Origin of the sequence: Microcoleus sp. D2_18a_D3 (assembly GCF_036702455.1) — a bacterium.
Classification (GTDB): Bacteria; Cyanobacteriota; Cyanobacteriia; order Cyanobacteriales; family Microcoleaceae; genus Microcoleus.
The window spans coordinates 1-20,314 of record NZ_JAUBTK010000052.1 but is presented as its reverse complement, the minus strand read 5'-3'; the positions used below and the strand labels follow the sequence as shown (position 1 = coordinate 20,314).

At 44.7% G+C, this 20,314-nt stretch carries 20 protein-coding genes; 11 read left to right on the top strand and 9 right to left on the bottom strand.

The genetic code is table 11. The features are described 5' to 3' along the window. Positions 1–165: 165 nt before the first annotated feature. The 3 genes from rnc (QUB06_RS21970) (at position 166) to QUB06_RS21960 (ending at position 2,755) form a co-directional block, all read left to right on the top strand. Complete coding sequence (rnc, locus tag QUB06_RS21970) at positions 166–1,368, top strand: ribonuclease III (protein ID WP_333437068.1); 1,203 nt, start codon at positions 166–168, stop codon at positions 1,366–1,368. A gap of 46 nt (positions 1,369–1,414) precedes the next feature. After that, complete coding sequence (gene rnc / locus QUB06_RS21965) at positions 1,415–2,107, top strand: ribonuclease III (RefSeq protein WP_333437067.1); 693 nt, start codon at positions 1,415–1,417, stop codon at positions 2,105–2,107. A gap of 219 nt (positions 2,108–2,326) precedes the next feature. Continuing rightward, positions 2,327–2,755 (top strand): DUF1824 family protein, encoded by a 429-nt coding sequence (locus tag QUB06_RS21960; RefSeq protein WP_333437066.1) that lies wholly within the window; start codon positions 2,327–2,329, stop codon positions 2,753–2,755. Positions 2,756–2,995: 240 nt separating this feature from the next. Here the strand turns inward: QUB06_RS21960 and glgA are convergent, their stop codons facing one another. The 3 genes from glgA to hemC all read right to left on the bottom strand — a co-directional run bounded on the left by glgA (position 2,996) and on the right by hemC (position 7,172). Next, positions 2,996–4,423 carry a glycogen synthase GlgA gene (glgA, locus tag QUB06_RS21955; protein WP_333437065.1) on the bottom strand — a complete coding sequence of 476 codons (1,428 nt, stop codon included), beginning with the start codon at positions 4,421–4,423 and terminating at the stop codon, positions 2,996–2,998. 593 nt (positions 4,424–5,016) lie between these two features. Further along, positions 5,017–5,844, bottom strand: coding sequence for a S1C family serine protease (locus QUB06_RS21950; protein ID WP_333437064.1), 828 nt, complete (start codon positions 5,842–5,844; stop codon positions 5,017–5,019). Between the two features lie 356 nt (positions 5,845–6,200). Further along, positions 6,201–7,172 carry a hydroxymethylbilane synthase gene (gene hemC / locus QUB06_RS21945; RefSeq protein WP_333437063.1) on the bottom strand — a complete coding sequence of 324 codons (972 nt, stop codon included), beginning with the start codon at positions 7,170–7,172 and terminating at the stop codon, positions 6,201–6,203. 542 nt (positions 7,173–7,714) lie between these two features. Here hemC and QUB06_RS21940 point away from each other — a divergent pair. Then, a complete protein-coding gene (locus QUB06_RS21940; RefSeq protein WP_333437062.1) occupies positions 7,715–8,170 on the top strand; it encodes a type II toxin-antitoxin system antitoxin SocA domain-containing protein in 456 nt (151 codons plus the stop codon). Between the two features lie 92 nt (positions 8,171–8,262). On the opposite strand, the gene QUB06_RS21935 is transcribed toward QUB06_RS21940, so the two are convergent. The 3 genes from QUB06_RS21935 to QUB06_RS21925 form a co-directional block, all read right to left on the bottom strand. Then, a complete protein-coding gene (locus QUB06_RS21935; RefSeq protein WP_333437061.1) occupies positions 8,263–8,499 on the bottom strand; it encodes a type II toxin-antitoxin system prevent-host-death family antitoxin in 237 nt (78 codons plus the stop codon). Positions 8,500–8,591: 92 nt separating this feature from the next. Further along, positions 8,592–9,596: a hypothetical protein gene (locus QUB06_RS21930; RefSeq protein WP_333437060.1), complete on the bottom strand. Its 1,005-nt coding sequence runs from the start codon at positions 9,594–9,596 to the stop codon at positions 8,592–8,594. Between the two features lie 146 nt (positions 9,597–9,742). Then, complete coding sequence (locus QUB06_RS21925; protein WP_333437059.1) at positions 9,743–10,303, bottom strand: hypothetical protein; 561 nt, start codon at positions 10,301–10,303, stop codon at positions 9,743–9,745. Positions 10,304–10,493: 190 nt separating this feature from the next. Between QUB06_RS21925 and QUB06_RS21920 the strand changes: the two genes are divergently transcribed. From QUB06_RS21920 to QUB06_RS21910, 3 genes are all read left to right on the top strand, one after another. Then, entirely contained in the window at positions 10,494–11,579 is a 1,086-nt protein-coding gene (locus tag QUB06_RS21920) for a T4 RnlA family RNA ligase (RefSeq protein ID WP_333437058.1), read from the top strand. A 243-nt stretch (positions 11,580–11,822) separates the two neighbouring features. Next, entirely contained in the window at positions 11,823–12,671 is an 849-nt protein-coding gene (locus QUB06_RS21915; protein ID WP_333437057.1) for a phosphatase domain-containing protein, read from the top strand. Between the two features lie 91 nt (positions 12,672–12,762). After that, positions 12,763–13,353, top strand: coding sequence for a Uma2 family endonuclease (locus QUB06_RS21910; RefSeq protein WP_333437056.1), 591 nt, complete (start codon positions 12,763–12,765; stop codon positions 13,351–13,353). Between the two features lie 143 nt (positions 13,354–13,496). Here the strand turns inward: QUB06_RS21910 and QUB06_RS21905 are convergent, their stop codons facing one another. Both QUB06_RS21905 and QUB06_RS21900 read right to left on the bottom strand, forming a co-directional pair. Further along, positions 13,497–15,032, bottom strand: coding sequence for a mercuric reductase (locus QUB06_RS21905; RefSeq protein ID WP_333437055.1), 1,536 nt, complete (start codon positions 15,030–15,032; stop codon positions 13,497–13,499). A gap of 16 nt (positions 15,033–15,048) precedes the next feature. Then, positions 15,049–15,780: a TVP38/TMEM64 family protein gene (locus QUB06_RS21900; protein ID WP_333437054.1), complete on the bottom strand. Its 732-nt coding sequence runs from the start codon at positions 15,778–15,780 to the stop codon at positions 15,049–15,051. 77 nt (positions 15,781–15,857) lie between these two features. On the opposite strand from QUB06_RS21900, the gene QUB06_RS21895 reads away from it, so the two are divergent. Next, complete coding sequence (locus tag QUB06_RS21895) at positions 15,858–16,886, top strand: isochorismatase (protein WP_333437053.1); 1,029 nt, start codon at positions 15,858–15,860, stop codon at positions 16,884–16,886. Between the two features lie 169 nt (positions 16,887–17,055). Then, positions 17,056–17,544 (top strand): hypothetical protein, encoded by a 489-nt coding sequence (locus QUB06_RS21890; RefSeq protein ID WP_333437052.1) that lies wholly within the window; start codon positions 17,056–17,058, stop codon positions 17,542–17,544. Between the two features lie 353 nt (positions 17,545–17,897). On the opposite strand, the gene QUB06_RS21885 is transcribed toward QUB06_RS21890, so the two are convergent. Continuing rightward, positions 17,898–18,920 (bottom strand): cysteine peptidase family C39 domain-containing protein, encoded by a 1,023-nt coding sequence (locus QUB06_RS21885; RefSeq protein ID WP_333437051.1) that lies wholly within the window; start codon positions 18,918–18,920, stop codon positions 17,898–17,900. Between the two features lie 411 nt (positions 18,921–19,331). On the opposite strand from QUB06_RS21885, the gene QUB06_RS21880 reads away from it, so the two are divergent. Together QUB06_RS21880 and QUB06_RS21875 are read left to right on the top strand one after the other, a co-directional pair. Next, positions 19,332–19,472, top strand: coding sequence for a hypothetical protein (locus QUB06_RS21880; RefSeq protein ID WP_333437050.1), 141 nt, complete (start codon positions 19,332–19,334; stop codon positions 19,470–19,472). An 18-nt stretch (positions 19,473–19,490) separates the two neighbouring features. Then, a partial coding sequence (locus QUB06_RS21875; RefSeq protein WP_333437049.1) for a CHASE3 domain-containing protein occupies positions 19,491–20,314 on the top strand: 824 nt, incomplete at its 3' end.

Here is a 20,314-nt window from a genome sequence, read left to right as displayed (position 1 = left end):
AACGCTCGCACTTGGCAGACTTCCTCCGCAGCAGTCGATCGTTCAGGGCGATCGGCAAAAGATTATAAACTAATTAAATATAAGCCGGTTTATTGAAAAAATCAGCTTTTACGAAAAACTCACAACTCTGAATGTAGCAATAAGAAAGGCAAGTAAAAACAACATATGGCTATTAGCAATCGCGAACGAGTTGACAGAGCTTTAAACCTCTTATGTCAGGGATTGTATCCTTATCTTAAACAGGAAATGCAGGGAGTTTACAGCAATAGCTGGGAAAAAGAGGCTAAGTCCTGCTTACCTAAGCATAAACCATTGAAACAAAAATCAGCAGACAGTATTCTGAGTGAAGATGTTGCGATGCTGCTGTTAGTCATGTCAAAGCAGTGGGATAAAGTTTTCAACGAAAAGCTAAATTCTACAGGAAACGGCCTGGTAACTGAACTTATCCAAGTCCGCAACGATTGGGCACACCAAGTCCCATTTTCCACCGCTAACACCTATCGCGCCCTGGATAGTATTGCCCGACTACTAAAAGCTGTCTCCGCACCACAAGCCGATATTAAAGAAGTAGAAAAACAACAGCAAGAAGTCCTGCGACTCCTCTCTCAAGAACAAACTCGTCAAGAAAATCGCCATTTTTCTGCTGAAGAAGACCGCATTAGAGAAAGATTGAGCGATTTACTAAAACGGCTACCTTTTCAGGAAGCCGATCTGCTAAATCAGGCACTCACTCACCGCTCTTACCTTTACGAAAATCCTAAAGCAGTCAGCAAAGACAACGAGCTATTAGAATTTCTAGGCGATGCCTTGCTGACTTTTCTAAGTGGCCAATATCTCTACCGCCATTACTCAAATAAAAATGAAGGCGATCTAACTCGCCTGCGTTCCTTGTTGGTGGAAGACAAGCAATTGGCAAAGTTTGCTGCCGCCTTGGATATCGGCCAGTGGATGCTGCTAGGCAGGGGTGAAGCAACAAGTGGAGGTACTGCTAAAGAGTCGTTGCTCAGCAACACTTTTGAAGCAATTATCGGCGCGTATTTTCTCGATTCTGGCATTGAGGCAGTCCGCGATTTTGTAGAACCGCTATTTACCCTAGTAGTGGAAGAAATTATTTCTTCTGGGCCAGAACCAGACTCTAACATTCCTGTAGACCCAAAAAATCGGTTTCAGGAATGGGTACAGCAGAATATCGGGCCAATTACCCCTCAATACATCACAATCAACGAGGCAGGGCCAGATCACGCTAAAGAATTTACTGTTGAAGTGCGCGTAAATAGTAAGGTGTACGGTCAAGGAAGTGGTCGCAGTAAAAAAGAAGCTGAAAAACGTGCGGCTGAAGACGCACTGAGAAAAGTCCGGTTAATATAGAGACGTTTTCGATGCTATTAATTTCCCAGCAAGTCAAGACATAAAAATGTACAAAATTCCAAAATTTAAAAATGAATCACTCCTCATTCGCGCACTCACTCACCGTTCCTACGTTAACGAACACCCCGAAGCAGGCGAACACAACGAGCGACTAGAATTCCTCGGCGACGCCCTGTTAGGTTATCTAGTCGGCGAAATCTTGTACAAGCGCTATGAAGATTTTAGCGAAGCTCAATTAACTCGCTTGCGCTCTGGATTAGTCGATCAGGATCAGCTAGCAAAGTTTGCTGAGCAACTAGGTATAGGCAAGTTAATGCGCCTGGGAAAAGGGGCAGAAAGAGATAAAGGTCGCCAAAATCCCTCTTTGCTTTGCGATACTTTTGAAGCGATTATTGGCGCGTACTATCTCGACTCAACCATGACATCTGTCCGCACCTTTGTTAAAAAGCTGTTTATTCCAGTTGCTGATAGCATGGTTTATCCTCAGTCCGATACTGAGCAAAAAAACCTTGTAGACTCTAAAAATCGATTTCAGGAGTGGGCTCTGGCAAAATTCGGTCAAAACCCGGAATATTCAATAATTGACGAGGAAGGCCCAGATCATGCCAAAGAGTTCACTGCTCAAGTGTATGTCAGGGATAAAATGTACGGTGTTGGCCGGGGCCGTCGCAAACAAGATGCGGAGAAAAATGCGGCAGAAGATGCGCTAGCAAAGCTGAAAAAACGCGGACTGATCTAAAGTTGAAAACATCGGTAAAAACTACTAGCTTTTTTGTGCGATTCGGGCGTTGGCTAAGCCATTGAAGACGATCGCCCGAATTGATTGCCAGAGTCCACAATGGGCTATAATCAAGACTTGTGCAAGTGTTACCGCCGTCGATCGAGGGTTGCAAGGACAGAAATTCGTTGACGAGTGCCCGATGGTCGATCGTAATTTTGGGAAATATCAGAGCAATTCATGTCTACTCAAAACCCGACTACCCTAACTGTTGAAGAAGCACAGCAAATCCTCAAAGATTTCACTTGTCTGGATATGCAATCTGTAGCATCGCCGCTGGAAAAACAGGCACTCCGTCAAGCGATTTTGCTGGTAGCAAGTTTGTCGGATTATCAAATGTTGGGAGTGTGCGCTTCTTCGACGGATGAGGGGTTTTTAGCTTTAGAAGCTTATTTAAAAGCTTTGGGATATCAAGCTGTTTTAGATCCCAATGCTGTCTCGACCTTTGCTGGTTCGGTTTATATTAAGTTCAATACTTTGAAGGGGTCGTATTATGTTGACGGCTATCCCGGAACTTACCGGGGCGTTTTGGTGTCGTGCCAATCGGCCTCAGAAGATGGAGTTACTGGCACTTACGGTCATTTACCTCTCGATTTATTTGTTGATTAATTTGTCAGTAGTCAGTAGTCAGTAGTCAGTAGTCAGTTGATCGATTAAATTGAATCAAAAACTGACTGAAAGCATCTATAGGATACAAGCCCCCGAACTCATCCGTGGGGTCAATGCTTCAATCTAAAATCTAAAATCTAAAATCGATTGACTGATGCACCTTACTAAGCTGTAGGTTGCGTCAGCCGATCGCCCTTCGATTCAGTTGAATCAAACGCCGACTGACGCACCTTACTAAAATTAAGCCTTGCCAACGCTCAATTCTGGCTCTGGTTCCGGTGCGATTCCTTCCGGCGGCAGTCCCAAAATATCGCTGTACAAGTGGACGTATTTCCGTGCCGAAATATCCCAGCTAAAATCTTCTCTCATGCCGCGCTGTTGCAGTTCTCTCCACTTATCTTTGTAGCGGAAACCTTCCCAAGTTCTGATCATGCAGGTGAACAAGTCCAGGGGTTCGTAGCGATCGAAACAGTAACCGGTTCCGGTATTGTCGATCGGGTTGTTGTGGGAAACGGTATCGACTAAACCGCCGGTGCGACGAACCATTGGCACGCACCCGTAGCGGAGGGCGAGCATTTGGCTGATGCCACAGGGCTCGAAACGGCTGGGCATCAGGAAGCTGTCGCAGCCTGCGTAAACACGCCGGGAGAGGGCTTCGTTGTAAAGTAGTTGGGTGGACATCCTACCGGGATAGCGGGCTGTCATTTGCCAGAGTTGGGTTTCGTAGTAGCGATCGCCCGTTCCGAGTACAATAAATTGAGCGTCGGTATAGGCCATGAACAGATCGAGCATTTGAATTATCAAATCCAATCCCTTCTGTTCTACCAGCCTTGTCACCATGCCGATCAAAAAGGCATTTTTATTTACTTCCAAGCCGACTTCTTCTTGCAGCGCAATTTTATTAGCGGGGCGCTTTTCAATAGTATCAACACTAAATTGTTGATGGAGGTACTTGTCAGTTGCTGGGTTGTAAGATTCTGTATCAATTCCGTTCAAAATGCCCGATACTTTACCGCCGAGATAAGACAGCAAACCTTCCAAAGTTTCCCCATAAGCTGGGGTTTTGATTTGCTCGGCGTAAGTCGGTGAAACTGTATTTACTCGATCGGCAAACTGTACTGCGGCAGCCATTGTATTGTGACCTTGCATATACCAAGGACACCAAGTCATCTGCTCCAAACGCCAGCGCCACGGCCCTTGATAAGCTAAATTGTGAATAGTAAAAACCGTGCTGATATCGGGGTCTTGGCTCATCCAAACAGGTATCATCCCCGTATGCCAGTCGTGACAGTGGATAATTTGGGGCTTCCAATGATTCCAGGCAAATTCAGCCGCAGCATTGGCAAAGAAAGTGAACCTCCAATCTTCATCTACACCGCCGTAAACGCGGCGCGGTAAGAAAGATGGATGTTGCAATAAGTATAAAGGTACATCGGTTCCCGGCAAAACAGTTTCAAACACCGAGAAGCTTTGGAACATGGCAGACCCATCCCAAACAGGTTTTTTGGGAACGTCCATTTTGTCGGGGACGAAACCGTAGTAGGGCATGAAGATGCGGACATCGTGGCCCATGCGCCGCAGAAATTTCGGCAAAGCGCCGACGACATCGCCCATACCGCCCACTTTGGCGAGGGGTGATGCTTCGGCGGATACAAATAAAATACGCATTATTTTTTTGTGTTCCTTGAGATTGTTAGTCTAGAGTGAAATACCTAGCACTGACCTTCGGTCAGCGTGTAGGCTTCGTGTATCATCTGCCGTTGCTCTGTTAGGTATCTCATTACTGAGATTCGTCACTGAAGACGATCCGAGTCTGACACTGCATCTCTAGCTTTGCAGCCTTTATCCCTTCGTAGGGAACCCACGCAGAAGTCCTGTTTCCCAAGACCAAAAACTGTTTTCGTACAACAAACATGGTTTATATTTTACGGTAGGGCATTACCTTGCCAACCAGCGGTCTGTTTTTTCCCCCTTTCTCTCGCAGTTATCCTTGGTAAGCATACTACTGCTACTGTGACCTGTTGTTTGCAGTCGAGTGGGTGGGTCGCAACCACTTATATCTTACAAGTTTTTGTGCTAGAGAAACAGTAAATTGTCGCTCTTTTTCATATACCTTGCTTGGCTTATATCCCAACGCCCAATTGAGTACAATTACAGCGTGGGACTTACGCCAATTGAGTTAAGGAAATAGCGATCGCCTTTTCCATCCCCTCTCAGAAAAAGTGCGATCGCCCGAATCACATATTACGGATAACTCCCGACTAATTCTGAGAATTGTCCTCAAAAGTCTCCTCAAATCCCGCTAGAAAATCATCCAAAGCTTCAGAGGCGATCGCCAAATTAATATTATCAGCATCTTCCCATCCCCACGTATTCACCCCTACCACTTGACCTGCCATATTAATCAGTGGCCCGCCGGAATTTCCAGGATTAATCGCCGCATCAGTTTGCAACACCTTCACCTCACCCACATCATCTTCGTCGTCATCGCTTTCTTCATATTCTTCGGGTTCGCGAATTGCACTCACAATACCTTGAGTTACAGTTGAAGCAAACTGCCCTAAAGGATTGCCCACAGCAATTACTCTATCTCCCACTTTCACATCAAAAGACAACTCTAGGGGAGGATATTCTTGGGGAGATTCCACTTGTTCCCCTGTGTTCGGGTCGAAGGTAAAGTCGCTAATTAAGAGTAATGCTAAATCTTCTTCAGCATTCCCAGTAAACACCACCTCTGCCAATCTCAATTTTCCGTCGTGAGTTTCGACTAAAACCTGTTCGAGTTCATCTTCTTCATAGAAGTAATCTTGATCGGCAATATCTTCTACAACGTGATAGTTCGTGACAATTATGTCCGGCGATACAAAGAACCCGCTCCCTGAAGAAATCTCTTCTTCTGTATCCCAATCCATGACGTAAATTGACACTACGGATGGCAAGACTTGCTCGACTACATCCGAAAAATTTCCTGCTTGAGTTTTGAACTCTTTCAATTGCTTCTGCAAAGCTTGTTGGTCGGCCTGCATTTTGCTATAAAGTTGCTGAACCTTTTTCAATTCCAGCTTTAATTGAATTTCTCTAGCGCTCATATTTGGCTTTTACCTGAAATAAATTGCTGATTAATTTTGGATGTTTGATTGTAGATTGTGGATGGGTAGGTTAAGAATTATAGGACTTACGAAAAAAACCGGTTTTTACCATAAATCTTGGGCTATACAGCGAGACTTACATCAGAAACCGGGTTGCTTAACACCCGTGCGGAGCGTCCTAAATTAGTCAGGTATTTTTGAAATCTATCGCGCAAGTCCTACCTAAAATCCCATCAAAAATCTACAATCAGACTGCTACTCTATCTGTTTTGCCGCGAAACGCCTGTTATTTTTATTATTGTACAAAAGGCGATATATCGCATCTAAAAGCATTGACAAAGAGATGCGGAGCGGTTTTAGGAACCACGTTGAACTTCGACAAATATTTCCTCCAAAATTGCACTAGCACCCTGTTGGCGCAGTCGGTGAGCGAGGTCAATTCCGATCATTTCAGCAGTCTCGGCGGCCCCGGAAACACTATCTTTGACGAATCGCTGGCCGTCGAGACTCGATACCATTCCGGTTAAGGTTAATTGACCGTTTTCTATTTTGGTATTGACGCCGATCGGCACTTGACAGCCACCTTCTAATTCCCGCAGGAATGCGCGTTCAGCATAACATCTTTGGGCGGTTTCCGAGTGTTCGAGAGCTTTAATCAGTGCCATGATTTCTGTGTCTCCGGCGCGGCATTCGATGCCCAAAGCACCTTGTCCGACGGCGTGAAGGGAGATATCAGCAGGGATAATTTGGTGGATGCGATCGCCCATTCCCAATCTTTCCAATCCGGCAACTGCTAAAATAATCGCGTCATAACCGCCCTCATCTAATTTAGCGAGTCGAGTATTGAGATTGCCGCGAATATCTTTAAATTCAAAATGAGGGAAATGGTGCCGCAGTTGAGCCAGCCGCCGCAGGGAAGAAGTGCCGATTACTGAACCTTCTGGGAGGGTGTCGAGTTGCTTGTCTTTGTGCTTGGAGTGAACTACCAGGGCGTCAGCGGGATTTTCCCGTTCGGTGACGCATCCTAAAATTAAACCTTCGGGCAAATTGGTAGGCAAATCTTTGAGGGAATGAACGGCAAAGTCCGTTTCATTGTTAATCATTCCCGTTTCTAATTCTTTGGTGAAAAGTCCTTTATCGCCAATTTTAGCGAGGGCGACATCAAGAATTATGTCCCCTTGGGTGGACATGGTGTGGACTTCAAAAGTGTGTTCCGGGAAGTGTTTCTGTAGCTGTTCTTGCACCCAGTGGGTTTGCACGAGAGCGAGTTGGCTTTTGCGGGAACCGATGCGAACGGTTCGGGAAGGGGCAGATGTGGTTGGGGACATAAGATCGATCGGAGGATAGCTTGAAATCAGCCAATATATTCACCTGATCTAGCGTACCGCAGGTGGGGACTTTAATTGCTGGTTGGGATAATTCGGGCGATAAAATAGAAATACCAGATTTTGACCGCCTGTTTGAAAAAAGGACGCAACGGTAGGCAAGCTCGAAACGCTTACATAATAAGCGCTTGCCAACCTAAAATCTAAAATCTAAAATCTAAAATCGTATGACGGCCAGTAGCACTGATTCTTGATGATGTTTCCCATCCAGCAGTGGGCTTGGCTGGCACGGGGGCGATCGACATTCCGAAGCAAAGGCTGCCGGCGGTGTACGATTTACCTAGGGTCTAGCCGGATGAACCTGGTTGACATGAGGAGTTAGCTTAGCTGCAGCGAGAAAGGATTAGCTCAAAGGTTGCGAGATTTGGGGAGAGAAATGTAGTTGTGAGGGGAAAAGGGCGATCGTAATTGCGATCGTACTTCTAAAGCAACCAAATAGCTTAGCATCAAAAGTGAATTTGTCAAATTACTCAAATCCTAAAACTATGAAAAGTGCTCTTGATGTAGCTCGTTACTTTTTATGCCGTGTCGATAGAGAAGCAGGCGATACCATTTCTGGGCTGAAACTGCAAAAGCTCGTGTATTATGCACAAGCTTGGAGTTTAGTCTTTAGAAGCCAGCCGCTATTTTATCAAGATATTGAAGCTTGGGTTTCCGGCCCAGTTGTCCGCGATGTTTGGCATGAGTACACAGCTTACAAATATAGCGATATTCCAGCTCCAGATAATTTTGAAGAAAAATTTGATGAAGATGAAATCGAGGTTCTCGAAGAAGTTTGGAATGCTTATGGAGAATTAAGTGCTAAACATCTTGCAGAATTGACGCAATCAGAGACACCTTGGCTCAACGCTCGCAAGGGATTAGAACCTGCGGAAACATCAACTAAAATCATCTCCCGCGAGGATATGAAATCCTGCTATGCACCTTTGGTGGAGGCATAAGTGCAGCTTCCTTGACAAAAGGGCGATCGAACTTTTAGCCATCAGCTACGGCAATTAATAACTGAATTTTACTTTAATAATATCTATATAAATCAATACCGTGCTTCCTCCCTTAGCCTAATGACTGTTGCACTCATCGGCTCGCCCTTGACATTAATGGAGTTTCGGAATGCTTTACGCCTAGCTAACCGCTGCTCCTTGGATAGCGGCGGGACTACGCGAGCTACTACTTGGCCTTCCTGTACGATCGTCACTTCTTCTCCTTTGGCCACCTTTTCCAAGATAGCTTGCAGACTCTGCTTGGCTTCTTCAAGGCTAATCGCAGGCATCTCATTAGTTTTTTAGGTACTTTTTAAGTGTACAGCAACGGGATATTTAATGCGAAAAAGGTCGATCGACCTTTTCCATTTCCCACCCAAATTTAACGTTGCCCTGCTTGAAGTGCAGAATTTGCTATCTGGACAACTTCTTGCTGCCGTGCGTTTTTCCTTGTGACTCGGTACAGCACCCCCAGCCTTTGCCACTCAACAAAAGCAGTGCAGTAAGCACCGCAATTATTGAAATAAATCCCCCTGAATCCGCCCGCCAATTCAACGCTTCTGTAAGTATCCTGCGGCAATCGCGAAGGAGGCGAAAACGGTTCATTTCTTTTAGCTTCGATTGTGCCGAAATAACAGGCTCCCGCGCGGCATCCTTTGCCTAAATACATTCCCACAATGTAACCGTGGGAACCTGCTTGCACATCAAAATCAAGTTGCTGAATGTCTGATAAAGGAAGTCTACTCGGAAGAAAAACAGGCACTCGCGTTTTGCCTTTGATTTGTCTAGAAATGTTACTCGCAGGAAAACGACTGTTAGCTTGGTTTGCACCTAAGTTATCGGGGATGGGGGGCAACTTTTGCACAAAATTCCTCCACTGCACAACTCTATTTTTAGCAATGTTAAAAGTGGGAATCGAGTATTTTTCTAGCGCAAAAGAAGGGCGACCGTTTGTCAGGTTGAAGTTGCGGCGAATCACTGTAATTTCGGGTTTGCCTAAGCCGTAAGCTGTGGCTATGGAACGGGCGAGATTACAGCTAATTTTGAAGCGTCCCATCTCAATACTGCCATTTTCCGCTTGATAAGACCAAGTGTAACCCTCAGAAGCACGATCGCGATCGCACAGAAAATGAGAAATCTCAAACATCTTGGCAATATGAACATCGTACAACCGCAACTTGCGGCCGCCGGCAGATTTTGCAGTGTTGCGATCGGGTACAATAAATTGTATCGGTTGCCAGCTATCTTCAGGGGAATAATTAAACCAGCGGATTTCTGTAATCGGGAGTTCAGTCCTTGCTAACGCTGAGTTTGGTGTCAAAGGTGCGATGGTAAAAGCAGTCACCACACAAGCAAAAATCGCCGCAAATAGCCATCTTCTCCTCATCCTGATTTCCCCCTAAGTAGGTCAGCGCAAAAAAACCATAGCATCTTGTAAGGGGCGAGTGCCAGTTAAGATATATCATACAATAACGGTAAAGTGCGCGCTTACCCACCATACATATAGAAGTTGTGCCTCCCAGACTGCCAAACTTAACGCTTTCCAGCTTGAATAGCAGAATTTGCTATTAAAATTAAATCAGATTCCCGTCCGTTCTTAATGGCTACGGTATACATAAAACCCTGAGTTTTCCACTCAAGAGTTGCTGTGCAGTAAGCCCCGCAACCATTGTGAAAAACTCCTTTCACTCCGCCCGCAAGTTGAACATTTTTTAATGTCTTAGTTACCCCTTCTAGTTTTGTAGTAAACTCCCCGCCTTTCTGACCTCGAATTTCCCCAAAACTGCAAGCTCCTGCACCTCGGCAATCTGCTGTATACTCCATTGAAATAGTATAGCTGTCAGCTTTTGCTGTAGTTGGATAGTACATTTTTTGCGAAACCGGAATCCTGCTGGGAATAAAAATAGGCACTTGCGTTTTGCCTTTTAACTTTGGCAAAATTTCACTTACCGGAACCGCAGTGCCTCCTTGAGCAATTTGTGTTGTTCCCGATTGTCGCAGCGACAATTGCGAAGATCCCAAAACAACCGAGAGAGGCACTAAAGCAGTCAATACACCAGCAGAAGTAGCCAAAAATAATAATTTCTTCTTCACTGTCTTTTTCCTTAATATTCCAAGGGTTTAGTTGGGCGGCGAACCGCATTCACTTATGCACAACCATAATTCAAAATACAAAATTCACACTCGCTTTTCCGGGAAAAATGTTTTTTAACTATCTTGACAAGGTTGCCAGAATAGGAAGTTATATCTAATATAGAGAAGGCGAGCAATTTAGGAGTCGATCGTGGAACTGCAAGAGTATTTGCGCCAGCACGGATTGGAAACTTTGTCCGAAACTTATCATATCAAAGTTACCCGCCACCGCCAATATCCCGATTTAGTCTGTCTGAAATACTCGCAGATAGAATCTCCCCTGGGCGAAAAAATAGTGCAGCAGTGCCGAGGCATTATTTTAGATTCATCTCAAGATTGGCAGATAGTTTCTTATCCCTACGACAAATTTTTTAATTACGGAGAAATTCACGCTGCTGCAATTGATTGGAGAAATGCCAAAGTTTATGAAAAACTAGACGGTTCTCTGACTGTACTGTATTTTTACAAGGGAGAATGGAGAGTGCAATCTAGCGGCACTCCCGACGCCGCCGGCGAAGTTAATGGTTTTGGGTTCAGCTTTGCCGAACTTTTTTGGAAAGTCTGGCAAGAATTGGCATATCAATTGCCCCAAGAAACCGACCAGTGTTTTATCTTTGAGTTGATGACGCCTTACAATAGAATAGTTGTCCAGCAACAAAACAATCAAATCGTGCTGCATGGGGTTCGCAACACTCAAACGCTGCTAGAAACAGACCCAAGTCTTTGGGCAAATAAATACGGATGGGAATTGGTCGCATCCTATCCTTTAACTAGCTGGAAAGAAGTTATTGAAGCGGCTCAACATTTAGATCCGATGGATTCGGAAGGGTATATAATCTGCGATGCTAACTTCAACAGAGTTAAAGTTAAGTCTCCGCAATATGTCGCGATTTCCCATCTCCGCGAAGGGTTTTCCACCCGCCGCCTGATAGAAATTGTTTTAACTAATGAAGGAGAAGAGTTTTTAGCTTATTTTCCTGAGTGGAGTGAGTTGTATCAACAAGTTAAGGACAAATATCAATCTTTGGTTGAAGAAATCGAGGAAGCTTACCGACAGCATGAACATATCGAAGTTCAGAAAGATTTTGCATTAGCTGTGAAACATTTGCCGTATTCCGGGATTTTGTTTTCTTTGCGGGCCCGAAGAGTTGCGGGAGTGAAAGAAGCTCTCCGGGATGTTACTATTCATAAAATAGAGGAGTTGTTGGGTTTAGATTACATCCATCTAGGTTTGTAGAAGAAGGAAGGCACGACACGGATTTTGACACGGATACACGGATTAATGATCGAGCGTGAGGCAGATGTTGAAGGAAGAGGGAAGAGGGAAGTTCGGCAACGAGCAATGTACGGGATGTAACGGATGTAACGGATGGAATGAAGAGGTAAGTATTTAAACAATACCCAATGCCCAATGCCCAATGCCCTATGCCCTATGCCCAATGCCCAATGCCCTATGCCCAATTACCAATTACCAATTGCCATGAAAAGAGTTATTGTACTGGTCGGTTTACCTGCTTCGGGAAAATCTCAATTTGCTAGGGAATTACTGCTGTCTGAACCTGCAAAGTGGGTGCGTAGCAATAAAGATTTGCTCAGAGAAATGGCTCACGCTTCTCATTGGTCGCCTGCAAATGAAAAGTTTATCGTGAAGTTGAGAGATACGATTATTTTGATGGCTTTGGAAAGTGGCAAGCACGTCATTGTTGATGATACTAATTTTGGCCCTCACATCGAGCATATCAAGGAGTTGGTTAAAGGTAAAGCTGTTGTCGAAGTTAATGATTCTTTCCTGCAAGTTCCGGTTGAGGAATGTATTAAACGGGATTTAAAAAGGCTTAATTCTGTTGGCAAAGATGTGATTATGAAGATGTACAATAAGTACGTGCGTGTTCCCGTTGCGCCGCCGGAATATAACCCGGATTTGCCGGATGCAATTATTGTCGATATGGACGGTACGCTGGCACTTCTCAATGGCAGAAATCCTTTTGATGCTTCTACGTGCGATCGCGATTTGCCAAATCAGCCAGTTTTAGATACCGTTCGCAAGTGGCAGTCTAGCGCCCATATTATTGTAGTGTCGGGCCGAACGGATGACTGTCAGCCTCAAACTGAAAAATGGTTGCAGCAGTACGAGGTTAATTATGCCAGTCTTTATATGCGGAAAACCGGAGATATGAGGAAGGATTCGATTATTAAAGAGGAGTTCTATCGGCGGCATATTGAAGGGAAATATAATGTTAAGTTTGTGTTGGACGATCGCCAGCAAGTTGTTGATATGTGGAGAAGCTTGGGATTGACGGTATTCCAAGTAGATGAAGGGGATTTTTAAGGCAGGGTTTGTTGGTGGGGGCGATCGCAACTTCCAACCATTGTCCCATCCCTAATGCTACAATCAAAGTAACATTGCAAAAAATTTTGTTATGATAGCCATTCCCGAAGCGCCCCAAAAAATGACCGTTGAGGAATATCTCGAATGGGAAGCTCAACAAGAGATTCGCCACGAATATGTCAATGGCGAAGTTTTTGCCATGACGGGCAGTACAATTCCTCATAACGATCTTGCACTTAACTTTTACACTGCATTGCGCCCACATCTGCGTTCCACAGGCTGTCGGATGAACGTGTCAGATGTGAAATTGCAAGTCAGTTTTCAAAGCCGTTACTACTACCCTGATGTGATAGTCAGTTGCGACCCTCAAGACCTCAATTCCCGCACATTCATTCAGAATCCTAAAATTATTGTCGAAGTTCTTTCACCCAGTACAAGTGCTAAAGATAGGGATGAAAAATTTACTTGTTACCTGAAAATTCCGACTTTGCAAGAGTATATCTTGATTGATTCACAAAAGATTTTTGTTGAGCGTTACTGTCGGGGAGAGGGGAGAATGTGGCTTTACTATTCTTACACTGCTGGGGAGATTGTAACTTTATCAAGCATTGAGTTTGATTTGCCGATCGCACTTTTGTATGAAGGTGTTGGATTGGAAACAGAAACAGAAACAGAAGGATAAAAACACACCTAATTCTGCAGCTTTTTTATGAACAGGCAAGATGCCTGTTCTACAGAGAGTGAATTTTATTTTGTGGTGGGCTTCGACGCCGCCCATAAAAGCCGATAATGAACAGGCAAGATGCCTGTTCCACAATTATTTACTTATCGCGTCCAAGCCAGCCAGCGGTTAAACAAGTTTTTCACAAACGGCGTCAAACGAGTGCGATTGTAAGCATCTCCTGCTTTCCGAATTGCATCAGCTTGTGTCGGATACGGGTGAATTGTGCTAGCAATTTTTCCTAAACCAATATTGTTAACCATTGCCAAAGTAATTTCGCTAATCATATCCCCAGCGTGTCGCGCTACAATAGTTGCACCTAATATTTTATCGCTGCCTTTCTTGACGTGAATTTTCACAAATCCTTCCTCTTCGCCGTCAATAATTGCCCGATCGACTTGACTGAAAGGAATTAAAAATGTATCGATATCAATGCCTTTTTCCTTAGCCTCGCGATCGCCCAATCCCACGCGCGCAATTTCTGGGTTTGTGTAAGTACACCAAGGTATCGTCAAAGCGCTGAGCTTTTTGCGTCCGAAAAATAGAGTGTTTTGGATTACCATTCTCGCGGCAAAATCAGCAGCGTGAGTAAATTTATGTTTCATGCAAATATCCCCAGCGGCATAAATGCGGGGATTAGTAGTTTGTAAGTTGTCGTTGACAAAGACGCCCGTTTGTGTATCGTATTCGACACCCACAGCCTCCAGATTCAATCTTTCCACGTTGGGCGATCGCCCTGTACTCACAATAATTTCATCTACTGTTACCGATCCTTCCTTACCTTGACATTTATAATAAATTACTTTGCCTGCATTTGTTTTCTCAACGCGCTCTATTGTGGATTCTAGTATTAGTTGAATTTCTTCGCGTAGAAAAGCCTGCTGCACGATTTTAGCAGCCTCCGCATCTTCTTTGTCTAAAATCTGAGCATTTTTGTGCAGCAACACGACTTCCGAACCCAGCCGCCGAAAGGCTTGAGCCAATTCGCAGCCGATCGGCCCTGCCCCAATTACGGCCAAACGCTGAGGCCTTTGTGTGAGGTTAAAGACAGTTTCATTTGTCAAATATCCAGCTTCTTGTAAACCGGGAATTTGTGGTTGTAGCGCCCTTGCACCTGTGGCAATTACTGCTTTTTTAAAGCGGAGAGTTTGACCTGCAACTTCTATGGTAGAATTGCTAGTAAAACGACCAGAACCTAAAAAAACATCAACTCCTAATTTGTGCTGGTAGCGTTCAACAGAATCAACATCGCTGATTCCCGCCCTGATGCGGCGCAGCCGTTCCATCACAGCGGCAAAATCCACTTCTGCACCGTTAGAAACATTAACACCAAATTTATTGGCTTCCCAGATATCGCCAACAGTGCGAGACGCTCGAATTAAAGCTTTTGACGGCACACAACCGACATTCAAACAGTCGCCGCCCATCAAATGTTTTTCAATCAAAGCAACTTTCGCGCCCAAACCTGCGGCACCTGCAGCAACAATTAATCCAGCGGGCCCCGCGCCAATTACTACTAAATTATAACTGCTAGCCGGCTGCGGATTTACCCAATCGGGGGGATGCAAATAGGAGACTAATTTCTGGTTGTGCTCGTCCATCGGGGGGACAGTTACGCGATCGACTTTTGACTGCGACATTGGCAAATTATCCTAATTAAATACTTTCTTCCAAAGCTTTGCTGGCTATGCGAGTGATAAATACAGTAACAGCGACAGTAGCAAGAAAGCTGATAATATTAATCAACCATTTTACTGCGGAATCTTGAGGACTTGCATACACAGTTGCCGTGCCTATCGCAGCCACCTCTCCCACCAAAGAACCGGAGTAAACGTACATAATTGTACCCGGTATCATGCCAAAGGAACCCAGCACATAATCTTTCAAAGAAACTTGAGTGATTCCCAGAGCGTAATTCAATAAATTGAAAGGAAATAAAGGACAAAGACGAGTCAAAAAAACTATTTTTAATCCTTGTTGGGAAACTGCGCGATCGAGAGCTTTAAACTTGGGGTGAGATTCCATATATTTTACCACGCGATCGCGGCACAAATAGCGCCCGATCGCAAAAGCAAATACAGCACCTAAAGTGGACGCCGCAAAGACGTAAACCGAACCCCACCACAAACCAAAAATCGCCCCCCCTCCCAGCGTCAGTACCGAACCCGGTACAAACAGCACAGTAGCCAAGTTATAAGTAGCTACAAAAGCCACTGGCCCCCACCACCCTAAATCCTCGATCCGAATTAACAGAGTTCTCAAAACATCTTGAACGTAGGCGGATCTAGTTGCTACAATTAAGAGAGCGAGCAAAAGTGCGATCGAAAAAAACAACACTATGCGTTTAAATTTTACCCTAGCATAATCTTGGATTCGTGCTTTTGTCATGATTAACCCGCAAATATTTATCAGCATTATACTGCAAACTTAAATTATTACTGTAAACTACCCTAAAAGCGAGCGTCATGACACCAAAAGCCCAACTTCCAATCCCCGAACATTTTGACCCCGAAAAATTAGGCGAAGTCTGGCGAGTACCCTACCAAGAACGCGCCGCCCAAGCGAAAAATTGGGCAAAGCAGCACCACATCCAACCAGCAACCAGCGACAAAAACCGCATTTGTTTGATGATAATCGATGCCCAAAATACCTTTTGTCTGCCCGAATTTGAATTATTTGTGGGCGGGCGTTCCGGTAGCGGTGCAGTTGATGATAACCTGCGGCTGTGCGAATTTATTTACCGCAATTTAAACGCAATTACAACCATAGCGCCGACAATGGACACCCACACCGCCATGCAAATTTTTCATCCAATCTTTTGGATAAACGAAGCTGGCGAACACCCCCTACCCGCCGCAACTTCTATTACACTCGAAGATGTCCAAAAAGGCATTTGGAAAGTCAATCCAGCCGTCGCCGATAGCATCAGCGGGGGCAATTTTTCAGCACTGGAAAAACAGGCTTGCCACTACGTCAAAAAACTCAGCGCCGATGGGAAATATCCCCTGACAATTTGGCCCTATCACTCGATGCTGGGTGGCATCGGACACGCGCTGGTTTCTGCGGTGGAAGAAGCAATATTTTTTCATACTATAGCCCGCAACAGCCAAGCACTTTTTGAAATCAAAGGCGGGAATCCACTGACTGAAAACTATTCGGTTTTGCGGCCAGAAGTGTTAGATGGATTCGACGGCAATCCGATTGCGGAAAAGAATGCTAAGTTTATTGATAAATTACTCGATTTTGATGCGGTAATTATTGCCGGACAAGCCAAAAGTCACTGCGTTGCTTGGACAATTGATGATTTGTTAACGGAAATTTTGGCGCGAGATCCGAATTTGGCAAAGAAGGTTTATTTGCTGGAAGATTGCACTTCGCCTGTGGTTGTTCCGGGTGTTGTTGATTTTACGGAACAAGCAGATGCAGCTTATCAAAAATTTGCGGCGGCGGGAATGAATGTGGTTAAATCTACTCAGTTAATTTTGGGCGATTAAAGACGTTGGTTTTCTGTTGGGTTTTCAGTGCAAAAAAAGTATACATTATGAACCCTAGGCGGTAATTTTTGTTTGCTTGGCACTCTGCTGCGATCGCATTTAACTGATTACTTATGATATCATATCCGCTAAATCACTTACTAGAGAAGTGTAATCAAGGAGTTTCCCGATGATTGAAAGCGAAATTTATAGTGTGGTTCTGTTTCGGGAGGCGAGTGTGCGAGCAATTTCAAAACTATCGGTGGCGATCGCCACGACTCTTCTGAGCACAGTTGTCACTGCAACCCAAGCCTACGCAGTTCCCGTCACCTACGATTTCACCATCACTGTTACCAAAGGCGGGTTAGCAGGCAATTCATTCAACGGTTCTTTCAGCTACGATGATGCCAAATTGAAGGGAAAAGGAGTGGAAGAATTGGGAATTACTGACGGATTAACGACGTGCCTAAATTACCTTGGACGCACTTATCGCGAAACCGATGATACCAGTTATCCTAACTTTCCTACACTCAGATTTGAGGAGGGCAAGATCACACAACTAGACTTTTGGATTCAGCCGAATCAGCGAGTTAATTGGTGGAATTTACCGGGATGGGAAGTCAAGCTGTCTGAGCCTAAAATGGGCGATTCAACTGTTCCCAATTGTCAAAAACGGTGAGTCGTAGCCAAGGTGCGATCGACCGTAAAAATATAGCAGGAATTAGATGCAACTGCCTACGTTTACGGTAATTTCATGCAGCCACGCTACGAAGGTGCGATCGTCGATCGTCGGCTGGGGCGATCGAATCTTTGCCAGCGCTAGGAACGGATGATATCATGTCCGATCGAGCGATTAAAAGGGCGGGTTTTTGAGATTGTCAATTATTGGCAGATATTTTCCGTGAACCCGCCCCTACCGTATTATGGGTAATAGACCGGAAATAATATGACTCAAAGATTGTTTGAAAAAAACCGCATGATTCCTCTTCTCTGTCGGTCAATAGTGCCTCTGCGGTTGACGATTTTCAATAACTATTTCCCATCCAATCTGGGGACTTCTTGCAAAAAACTGCCGCTCAACATTAACTCAGTCATCCGGTCTAAGTTGCCGCTGACTTGCAATTTTTTATCTGTTTGAAAGCGCTCGATATCTGCTTTTAAATTGCCGCTATTATATCCTAATTTACTCAAATAGTCAATAGCTTGTTTGTCACTTAACAAGATATCCGCCGATCGGAAAATCGGCACGTATTGATCGCGCCAAACCTGGGCAAAAGTTGCTCTATCTAAATAGAAAATCCGGCCCCGCGCCGGGTCTCCAATGGCAGCTACACTGTCATTCATTCCCAGCAAAGCGACCGCGTGGGGTAGCTTCCGAGGGCCGTCAAATAGCCAAACTGCTAGCACTCCGGGGCGATTAATTTGCTGAATTTGCTCCCAAGTTGGCGTTAGTTCGATCGCATTTACGCCCAAAGCTCTTGCTGCTATAATTAACTGCGGCATCGAAGTTCCCAAGCGACTCGTGCCGGCAAAACGCGCTACATTCGATTCCGTCGCATCGATTCCCCAACGCCTTAACACTGTTGCTAGGGCGGCGGGGGCGCAACTGCTGTTAGATGTTTGCCGAAATACACCGTTTGGCAGCAAATTATCTATTAAATCATCGTAAATTGGCGCCATAAAATAGTTTTCAGCGCCTGTAAATCCTCCCAATCCCAAGCAACCAATTAAGATTACTGCGATTACTTGCGATCGCGCTGTCAACCAACTTATACTAAAGCCAATACCGCAGACTCCCATCAGCATCACTCTGAGCAAAGTCCAAGTAACTCGCATCCCGTGAAAACGCCACTCGATCGGCAAAACAGGCATTTGAGGCATATTTAAAGCCAGTAGCAGCAAGGCAATATAAAAACCCAAAAACAGCAGGGCGATCGAGTTTCTGCCCTTAAACAAATCGTTAGCCGTCACTCCAGATCGAACTAACACCCGCCCGAAGCGCATTCCCCAGACAAACAGCACCGAACCCAGCACCAGCGTCACTACTATTTCCATGAACTCAAAATTGTGTTGCTTAACTAGGTTGTAACATTTATGCGATCGACTTGAACCCCAATCAATAGTGGGAGAGAGGAACACTGGGAAAGAGAAACAGTGGGGGAGAGAATTTGACCACGAATTTCAAAGGTGGTACCCGCCACGTGATTTATCCGTGGAATCAATCCAAAATCGAAAATCAGAAGAGCCCCCGCATTTATCCGTGGGCTCAATCGAAAATCGAAAATCGAAAATCTAAAATCGATTGACGATGTTTGGGTTTGGTTCCTGAATTTCTCGCTACAATCGAATAAACAGGATTTATCCAAAATCGAAGCAGGTAAAACAACCCTTAATTCTCAAGGCTTTGACCTGCATAGCTTGCTCGATATTAAGTTTTTTCAGGTTTTTCTTGATGAGTCTGAGTCAATGGTTGAGAATGAGATAATTCCGCTACCTAACCCAACAGGAGACATTGCCATGTTTGCCAACTTAAAGCTGAGAAACGGGATGCGACTAGGATATGCACTTCCCATTGCTTTGAAGGGGATTAATTTGTGGGTTTTTTAAAGATAGGAAAAATTTAAGATGATTAACTTCAAAGGCACCAAATTAAGAGAGCGTATTCTGTGGGGATATTCCCTACCGATTTTGCTTTCAGTTGGAGCAGCTACTTTGGTTTTCTTTAATGCTAAAGAAGTCGAAGAAAAAGCAAAAGTGCTAAATAATTCTCATGCTGTTGTTATAGATTTGAAAGAGCAACAGCTAGGATTTGCAGGTATGCAAAAAGCGGCTCGTGGGTATTTTTTGGCCAAAGATAGTGCTTTCTTAACTGAATACAATGAAGAGGCAAACAGCTTTGACAAATCCTATCAGGATTTACTTAATCGGGCACAAAACCCGCAACAGCGCCAGCGGCTAGAGGAAATGAAGGTCTTAAAAAATCAGATAGACCAAGGCTATAAACAAGCCTTTTCTTTGGTTGCTCAAGGTAAGCAAGACGAGGGACTTAACTTATGGAAGACACAAATTGTACCAAAGCTTCGTCAGGTTGATGCTATAGCTAAGGAGTTTCAAAGCACCGAGGAAGGGATTTTAATTGAGCAAGAAAAAGAGCAAATTAAAGCTTTGCAGTTCCTGACTACAGTGGTGATTTTAAGCACTGCTGTAGCTGCACTTACGGCAATTGCGATCGCTCTGGGGATTGCTTCAGGCATTGCAAAGAGCATGAATCAGTCAGTCAATATGATTGTTAGTTCTTCCACAGAAATTGCGGCCACAGTAGAACAGCAGGAACGCACAGCCGCACAGCAATCGAGCTCTGTAAATCAAACGACAATCACAATGGATGAGTTGGGCGCGGCTTCCCAACAATCAGCCCAGCAAGCCCAAGCTGGTGCGGAATCTGCACG